Annotated in this window: 5 protein-coding genes and 2 pseudogenes; 6 read left to right on the forward strand and 1 reads right to left on the reverse strand. The window is 70.9% G+C overall.

Annotated features, from left to right (window positions below):
• The 3 genes and pseudogenes from ABT367_RS39820 to ABT367_RS39830 form a co-directional block, all read left to right on the forward strand.
• A pseudogene (locus ABT367_RS39820) lies at positions 1 to 141 on the forward strand (16S rRNA (adenine(1518)-N(6)/adenine(1519)-N(6))-dimethyltransferase RsmA); the annotation flags it as partial.
• Complete coding sequence (locus ABT367_RS39825; protein WP_352258660.1) at positions 138 to 1,043, forward strand: 4-(cytidine 5'-diphospho)-2-C-methyl-D-erythritol kinase; 906 nt, start codon at positions 138 to 140, stop codon at positions 1,041 to 1,043. The pseudogene ABT367_RS39820 and the gene ABT367_RS39825, both read left to right, overlap by 4 nt.
• A gap of 76 nt (positions 1,044 to 1,119) precedes the next feature.
• Positions 1,120 to 2,526, forward strand: a complete 1,407-nt coding sequence (locus ABT367_RS39830) for an acyltransferase family protein (RefSeq protein WP_352258662.1) — start codon at positions 1,120 to 1,122, stop codon at positions 2,524 to 2,526.
• Here ABT367_RS39830 and ABT367_RS39835 read toward each other — a convergent pair.
• Positions 2,519 to 3,223, reverse strand: coding sequence for a lipoprotein (locus ABT367_RS39835; RefSeq protein ID WP_352258664.1), 705 nt, complete (start codon positions 3,221 to 3,223; stop codon positions 2,519 to 2,521). The genes ABT367_RS39830 and ABT367_RS39835 overlap by 8 nt on opposite strands.
• Positions 3,224 to 3,361: 138 nt before the next feature.
• Here ABT367_RS39835 and ABT367_RS39840 point away from each other — a divergent pair, with 138 nt between their 5' ends.
• The 3 genes and pseudogenes from ABT367_RS39840 to ABT367_RS39850 all read left to right on the forward strand — a co-directional run.
• The gene (locus tag ABT367_RS39840) at positions 3,362 to 5,182 is read left to right on the forward strand and encodes an ABC-F family ATP-binding cassette domain-containing protein (protein WP_352258666.1); all 1,821 of its coding nucleotides are present in this window, start codon (positions 3,362 to 3,364) and stop codon (positions 5,180 to 5,182) included.
• A 248-nt stretch (positions 5,183 to 5,430) separates the two neighbouring features.
• The gene (locus ABT367_RS39845; protein WP_352258668.1) at positions 5,431 to 7,233 is read left to right on the forward strand and encodes a PQQ-binding-like beta-propeller repeat protein; all 1,803 of its coding nucleotides are present in this window, start codon (positions 5,431 to 5,433) and stop codon (positions 7,231 to 7,233) included.
• Positions 7,234 to 7,318: 85 nt separating this feature from the next.
• A pseudogene (locus ABT367_RS39850) lies at positions 7,319 to 7,517 on the forward strand (PQQ-binding-like beta-propeller repeat protein); the annotation flags it as partial.

Genomic DNA, 7,517 nt, shown 5'->3' on the forward strand with positions numbered 1-7,517 from the left:
GGATGGGCGGGCTCGGCCGCCGCCGCCGAGGCGGCCCTCGTCGCGGCGGGCATCTCGCCGCAGGCCCGCGGGGAGGCGCTGACCGTCGAGGAGTTCGCCCGTATCGCCGAGAACAAGCAGGTCGTGGAGGCCGGCGCGTGAGTGTCACCGTACGAGTGCCGGCCAAGGTCAACGTCCAGCTCGCGGTCGGCGCCGCGCGCCCCGACGGCTTTCACGACCTGGCCAACGTCTTCCTCGCCGTCGGCCTCTACGACGAGGTCACGGTCACCCCGGCTGCCTCTCTGAAGATCACCTGCTCGGGGCCCGACGCCCATCAAGTCCCGCTCGACACCTCCAACTTGGCGGCCCGGGCCGCGATCGCGCTCGCCGCCCGGCACGGTCTGTCCCCGGACGTCCACATCCACATCGCCAAGGACATCCCCGTCGCCGGCGGCATGGCGGGCGGCTCGGCGGACGGCGCGGGCGCCCTGCTCGCCTGCGACACCCTCTGGGACCTCCGCTCGTCCCGCGAGGAACTCCTCGCCATCTGCGCCGACTTGGGCAGCGACGTGCCCTTCTCGCTGCTCGGCGGCGCCGCGCTCGGCACGGGCCGCGGTGAACTGCTCCAGGCGCTGCCGGTGGGCGGGTCCTTCCACTGGGTGTTCGCGCTGGCGGACGGCGGCCTCTCGACGCCCGCGGTGTACGGCGAGTTCGACCGTCTGACGGCCCACGCCGCCGTCCCGGAACCGGTCGCGTCCCCGGCACTGCTCGCCGCGCTGCGCGACGGCGACGCGACCTCGCTCGCCCAGGCCGTGGTCAACGACCTTCAGCCCGCGGCCCTTTCGCTCTTCCCTGCCCTGGCGCGGACCCTGGCGGTGGGCTCCGAGGCAGGGGCGCTCGCCTCGCTGGTGTCGGGCTCGGGACCGACGACGGCGTTCCTGGCGAAGTCCGCCGGGTCCGCGGACGAGATCGCCTCGGCGCTGCTCGCCTCGGGGACCTGCCGCGCGGTGCGGCTGGCGTCAGGACCGGCCGACGGCGCGACCGTGGTGGCTCCGGCCGTCTGACAGGGCCGGATACTCAGCCCCGATTTGAGTACCTGAGCCCTGATCGGCCACCCCCGCCGCGCGCGACCGTATCCGCATGGCATCAGACGTGCGCGTACTCGCGGAGAACACACCGGCCACCAGGGACCGGTACATGGACCTGCTCCGAGTGGCATCGCTCGGGACCGTGGTGCTCGGGCACTGGCTGATGGCGGCCGTGAGCACCGACGCGGCGGGGCAGGTCCAGCTCGGCAACCTGCTCGCCGAGGTTCCCCAACTGCAGCTGCTCACCTGGGCGTGGCAGATCATGCCGGTGTTCTTCTTCGTCGGCGGGTTCTCGCACGCGCTGTCCTACCGCTCCCTCGAGCGGAAGTCCGAGGACGGCTCCTCGGTGTACGCGGCCTTCCTGCGCGCCCGGCTGCAGCGGCTCCTGCGCCCCACCATGGTGTTCATCCTGGTGTGGGGAGCGGCGGCGCTGATCCTCCAACTGATCGGCGGCAGCCCGCACTTGGCCGACATCACGCTGCGGCTCATCACACAGCCGTTGTGGTTCATAGGGATCTATCTCGCGATGGTCGCCTTCACCCCGCCGCTGCTCAAGCTGCACGAGCGGTACGGGTGGGGCGCCTTCGGCGGGCTCGTCGCCGCGGCCGCCGCCGTGGATCTGCTGCGGTTCGCCGCCGGGGTCCCGTACGTGGAGTTCCTGAACTTCGCGTTCGTCTGGCTCGCCGTCCACCAGCTCGGCTTCCTGCGCGCCGACGGCCGCCTTCGCCTTCCGTCCCTGCTCGCCGCCCCGGGTGTCCTCGGGGCCTCGGCGCTCGTGGCCTTCGGCCCGTATCCGCTGAGCATGGTCGGGATGCCCGGCGAGAAGGTCTCCAACATGGCGCCGCCCACCTTCGCCCTGCTCTGCCACGGCCTGTGGCTGGTCGGCGCGGTCGAGCTGGTGCGGCGGCCGGCGGCGCGGTGGCTGCGGCAGCCCAAGGTGTGGCGGACCGTCGTCGCCGCGAACGGGATCTCGATGACCGCGTTCCTGTGGCATCTGACGGCCATGCTCGGGGTGTACGGGGTGCTGCTCGGCCTCGACGTCACGCTGCCCGCTCCGGCGACCGCGGCCTGGTGGGCCCAGGTTCCCGTGCGGCTGCTCGCGGCGGCGGTGCTCACGGCCGTGCTCGTCGCGGCGTTCCGCGGCTTCGAGCGTCCCGCGGCCGTGCGCCCGGCCCCGAGCCGGCGTCCGTCCGGCCCGAGCCCGCGCCCCGCGGGCCCGAGCGCACGGACCGGCGGTTCGGGTCCGCTCGCCGCGCTCGGCATCACCCTCTGCCTGTTCGGCGTGCTCGGCCTGTCGATGGTCGGCTACGGCGACCTTCTGGAGGGCCACTCGGCGATGCTGATCGCGTTCCGCATCACGGCTCCCGTCGCGGTCGCCATGGCGCTCGGCGGCTGGCTTCTGGTGGAGCGGGCGGGCCGGGGCGGTGCGCCGACCCGGCCTGTACGGGCCGTCAGTTGACCTTGAGCGTCTGCTTGGCCAGCTCGTACGCCGAGAGCACCTCGGGCTCCTCCGAGTCGAAGCCGCCGAGCGACACGAGGACCACCCCGTCCGGGGTCCCCACGGCGAAGGCGCGGGCCTTGCGCTCCTCTTCAAGGAGCTTGCTCGTGGTGGTGTAGACGACCTCCGTGGCCGTTTCGCCCCCGGCCGCGAAGGTCGTGTACGTGGCGCCCTTCGGGTCCTCGTCCGCCGCGACGTAGCCCTCGAGGACCTTGCGCGGGCTGCCCCCTGCCGGGGACTCCTCGAGGTGGGCCCGGATGAAGGCGATGGAATCCGCCTTCTTGCCGTTGACCTCGCAGCGGATGACCACCGGCCCCTGGCGCAGGAGATCGGCGAGATCGTTGGAGTCGGGGTCGATATCGACCGTTGTCGGCTCCCACTTGGCCGCGATTCCGAAGGTCACCGGCAGCTTGCACGCCGAACCGGCCGCTCCGACGCTGCCGCCGGACTTGGCGGGCGGGTTGCCCTTCGCACCGCCTGTGTCCGCGTCGCCGTTCTTCGAGTCGTCGGACTTTCCGGAGCCGTCGGACTTCCCGGCGCCGGGCGCCTTGCTGCCGGAAGCCCCGGAAGTCTTCCCGTCCCCACCGCCCGAGCACCCCGCCACCAGCCCCGCCATCACGGCCGCCGCCAGGACTCCTCGTATCACCGCACTGCGCATGTCGCTGCTTCCCGCCCCTGTGCCCTTGTGCTCCCGCCCCCCCGGGAGATCGCCGAACGATAGCGCGCTCCGTGTGGCGACTACCCTGGTAGGTCGGTCGCGGAAGTCGATCGTCGAACCCCCGGTACAGGAGTGAACGTGGCCGTCAATCTGGTCAATGTCGAGTCCGTGAGCAAGGTGTACGGCACCCGTGCCCTGCTCGACGGTGTCTCGCTCGGCGTCTCCGAGGGGGACCGGATCGGCGTCGTGGGGCGCAACGGCGATGGCAAGACCACCCTGATCCGCATGCTCGCCAAGCTGGAGGAGGCCGACACCGGCCGCGTCACCCACAGCGGCGGCCTCCGGCTCGGCGTGCTCACGCAGCATGACTCGCTCGACCCCGAGGCGACCGTCCGGCACGAGGTGATCGGTGATCTCGCCGACCACGAGTGGGCGGGCAGCGCCAAGATCCGTGACGTACTGCAGGGACTGTTCGGCGGCCTGGACATGCCCGGTTTCCCGCAGGGCCTCGACACCGTGATCGGGCCGCTGTCCGGTGGTGAGCGCCGGCGGATCGCGCTGGCCAAACTGCTCATCGCCGACCAGGACCTGATCGTCCTGGACGAGCCCACGAACCATCTCGACGTCGAGGGCATCTCCTGGCTCGCCCGGCATCTGCAGGAGCGCCGCTCCGCGCTCGTCTGCGTGACCCACGACCGGTGGTTCCTCGACCAGGTCTGTACGCGGATGTGGGATGTGCAGAAGGGCGATGTCTTCGAGTACGAGGGCGGCTACAGCGACTACGTGTTCGCGCGCGCCGAGCGGGAGCGGATCGCCGCGACCGAGGAGACCAAGCGGCAGAACCTGATGCGCAAGGAGCTGGCCTGGCTCAGGCGCGGCGCCCCGGCCCGTACCTCCAAGCCGCGCTACCGCATCGAGGCCGCCAACGAGCTGATCGCCGATGTGCCGCCGCCGCGCGACACCAGCGAGCTGATGAAGTTCGCGAGCGCCCGGCTCGGCAAGACGGTCTTCGACCTCGAGGACGTCTCCGTGCAGGCCGGCGACAAGATGCTGATGAAGCACATCACCTGGCAGCTCGGGCCCGGCGACCGCATCGGTCTGGTGGGCGTGAACGGCGCGGGCAAGACCTCGCTGCTCCGCGCGCTGGCCCAGGCCGCCCGTACGCAGGGCGAGACGCAGCCCGCGGCCGGACGGATCGTCGTCGGCAAGACGGTCAGGCTCGCGTATCTCTCGCAGGAGGTCGGTGAACTCGACCCCGAGCTGCGGGTGTTGCAGGCCGTGCAGCAGATCCGTGACCGCGTCGACCTCGGCAAGGGCCGGGAGATGACCGCAGGCCAGCTGTGCGAGCAGTTCGGGTTCAGCAAGGAGAAGCAGTGGACCCCCGTCGGGGACCTGTCCGGTGGTGAGCGGCGCAGGCTGCAGATCCTGCGGCTGCTCATGGACGAGCCCAACGTCCTCTTCCTCGACGAGCCCACCAACGACCTCGACATCGAGACCCTCACCCAGCTCGAGGACCTCCTCGACGGCTGGCCGGGCTCGATGATCGTGATCTCCCACGACCGGTTCTTCATCGAGCGGACCACCGACAAGGTGTACGCGCTGCTCGGCGACGCCACCCTGCGGATGCTGCCGCGCGGGCTCGACGAGTACCTGGAGCGCAGGCAGCGGGTGCTCGCCATGGAAACGGCCGCCACCGCCGCGGCCGCCCCGGCCGCCCCCGCGGCGCCGGCGCCCGGCAAGTCGGCCGCCGACCAGCGTGCGGCCAAGAAGGAGCTGCAGAAGATCGAGCGGCAGTTGGACAAGATCTCCGAGAAGGAGACCAGGCTGCACGCGCAGATCGCCGAGAACGCCACCGACTTCGGCAAGGTCGCCGACCTCGACGCCCAGCTCAGGGAACTCGCCGGTGAGCGCGAGGAGTTGGAGATGAAGTGGCTGGAGCTGGCGGAGGACGCTCAGTAGAGACGTCCGCACGGCCTTCACCGCCGCAGTAACAGCCGTATCACGGGCCGGTCCTCCCTTGGGAACAGGGGAGCGACCGGCCCTTGGCGTACTGCGGCCGGGTGATAGAAAGAACTCCCGCCGAAGTGAAGCAGAGTTGCGGGAACCATGCCCGATTCGCTCCTTTCCGGGGGGATTTGAGACCGCCAACGGAATTGCGGGGGAGGCCGGTCGGGCAGCGGGTTCCGCGTGATGAGGTAGTCCGAACGATGAGCCAGCCGCCCCAGCCGCCAGGACCACCGTCCGGGCCCCCCGGGGGATTCGGGGGGCCGGAGCAGCCGCAGCAGCCCGGCACTCCGCCGCCGCCCGCGGGCCAGCCCCCCGCTCAGCCCGGTTACGGATATCCGCAGGGCCCGCCCGCCGACCCGTCGCAGTCCGGGCCGTATGCGCAGCAGCCGGGACCGTACGCCCAGCAGCCCGGGCCCTATGCCCAGCAGCCGGGCCCCTACGGGCAGCCGGTCGGCCCGTACCAGCAGCCGGGGCCCGGTTACGGCTACCCGCAGCAGGCCCAGTACCCCGGTGCGCCCGCGCCCGGCGGACCGGGCGGGCCGGGTGGTCAAGGCGGCGGTTTCGGGCGGTTCTTCAAGGGCAAGCCCGGGGCGATCGTGGCGGCGGCCGTGGCCGGGCTGCTCGTCATCGGCGGCGGTGTGTTCTTCCTGGTGCGCGACGACGGCAAGACCGAGGAGCCGGTCGCCAAGCCGAGCGCGGACGGCAAGAAGGACCCGAAGCCGTCCGAGTCCGTGGACCAGGGCGACGGCAAGGGCACCGGCAAGCAGGACGCGTCGATCAACGACGGCATCAAGGACGGCGAGGTCCCGGCCTGGCTCGCGATGAACGGCCAGGACGTACCGGGCAACGGTGCGGAGCTGTTCGACATCTGGACCCAGGGCGATGTCGTGGTGCAGGCCGCCTACCGCGAGGTCACCGCGTTCTCGGTGAAGGACGGCAAGGAGAAGTGGTCGGTCGAGCTGCCCTTCGAGGTGTGTGACACCCCGAAGCACCAGACGCCCGACGGCAAGGTCGTCATCGCGCACAAGTCCGGCACCAGCGACCGCGCGAAGTGCAACCAGCTGCTGATGATCGATCTCAAGACCGGCAAGGAAGGCTGGACCAAGGAGGTCAAGCCGAGCGGCGCGTTCGACAGCGTCATCACGCTCGACCTGGTGATCTCCGGGGACACCCTGCTCGCCGGGCGTGATCTGTCCGGTACGGCCTACCGCGTCAGTGACGGCAAGGAGATCTGGCAGGCGAAGAAGGAGGACTCCGGGGTCTGCTTCCCGACCGCGTACGCGGGCGGCAAGAAGCTGCTCGGTGTCGACAGCTGCGGCGCCAACTCGCCCAACGAGCACAAGCGTCTGAAGGAGTACGACCCCGTCACCGGCAAGGTGAAGTGGCGCTATCAGATCAAGAAGGGCTGGAGCGTCAACCGGGTCTACTCCGAGTCTCCGATCGTCGTCTCGCTCACCAACGACGAGGACAAGTCCTGGTCGATCGCCGCGTTCACCGACGCCGGCAAGCTCCGCTCGCAGCTGCAAGGCGGCAAGGACAGCTTCCGTCAGCAGTGCGGGGGCCTGGGCATCGGCAGCGAGAACTCGCAGAGCTGCGACGGCATGGTCGCCGGCGGCGACACCTTCTACATGGCCACCGAGCCGAAGAAGTCCGGTGACTACAACCGCGTCAACGAGGTCGTAGCCTTCGACCTCGCCACGGGCAAGCCCAAGTGGCGCTCCAAGGTCGACAATCGCCAGGTGCTCCCGCTGACGGTGGTGGGCTCGGACCTCATCGGCTACGTGGACCCCACCTACGACACCGGCGGCCAGATCGTGAAGTTCGGGCCGACCGGCGGAAAGCCGACGGTGCTGCAGAAGCACTCGAGCGGTGCGCAGTCCGTGGAGAGCTCGATGTTCAGCGGACCGATCGCCTATGCCGACGGCCGGTTCTTCATGACGTCCTCACGTCTCATGGGTGACGACGGCGAAGAGGAAGCCCGCATGCTGTCCTTCGGCAAGTGACGTCCCGGACCCGGTCGTTCACACGGCCGGGCCTCAGCACCAGTCCCCTCCCCGACTTCCCGTATCACCAGAGGTAGAGATCCCCATGTCACAGCCGCCCCAGCCACCCCACGACGGTGCCAACGACCAGCCTCCCGGTTTCGGCGCACCCCAGGACCCGCCTCCGGGCGGTTTCGGCGCGCCGCAGGAGCCCGGTTACGGCTACCCGCAGACCCCGCCGCCCCCGGCCGGCCAGCCCGCGACCCCGCCGCCTCCGGCCGGGCCGCCGAGCACCCCGCCGCCCG

This window comes from Streptomyces mesophilus (genome assembly GCF_040300965.1).
Lineage (GTDB): Bacteria > Actinomycetota > Actinomycetes > Streptomycetales > Streptomycetaceae > Streptomyces > Streptomyces mesophilus_A.

Coding starts and splice junctions, on each gene's coding strand:
- ABT367_RS39830 (WP_352258662.1), top strand. CDS start 1,120: ATGGCATCAGACGTGCGCGTACTCGCGGAGAACACACCGGCCACCAGG.
- ABT367_RS39835 (WP_352258664.1), bottom strand. CDS start 3,223: ATGCGCAGTGCGGTGATACGAGGAGTCCTGGCGGCGGCCGTGATGGCG.
- ABT367_RS39845 (WP_352258668.1), top strand. CDS start 5,431: ATGAGCCAGCCGCCCCAGCCGCCAGGACCACCGTCCGGGCCCCCCGGG.